Source organism: Paenibacillus sp. N119s (assembly GCF_059447605.1).
The window spans coordinates 1-380 of the sequence record NZ_JCAJRU010000532.1; the positions used below are offsets into that span (position 1 = coordinate 1).

At 50.8% G+C, this 380-nt stretch carries 1 protein-coding gene; it reads left to right on the plus strand.

Annotated elements, in window-relative coordinates; translation table 11 throughout:
* Positions 1 to 13: 13 nt before the first annotated feature.
* The coding region (locus tag AC5V8P_RS26185) for a DDE-type integrase/transposase/recombinase (protein WP_495474130.1) at positions 14 to 380 on the plus strand (367 nt) is incomplete at its 3' end.

Below are 380 nucleotides of genomic sequence, written 5' to 3' on the forward strand. Positions count from 1 at the left end.
GCAGATACGTGTCTTGCGTCCGCAGCGGAAGCTCAGGGTCAAGCATCCGAAGAGACTCGCGAATAATCGAACCATCACCGGCTCCAATCAACTATGGGAAACGGATATTAAATATGGCTGGATTGCAGGTGAGCAGCGCTTCTTCTTTCTCCTGAGCATCATCGACGTGTTTGATCGATCTATCGTCACCTACCACTTGGGCCTGTCCTGCGAAGCCAAGGATCTGGTTCAAATTACGCAGGAGGCGCTGATAAAGCGCCAGCTATTTGACAGAGCGAAGAGACCCGTCATCCGATCAGACAATGGACCACAGTTTATCAGCCATCGATTTACGGAGGCCTGTGAGCAGTTTGAACTCATCCATGAACGTATTCCGCTCA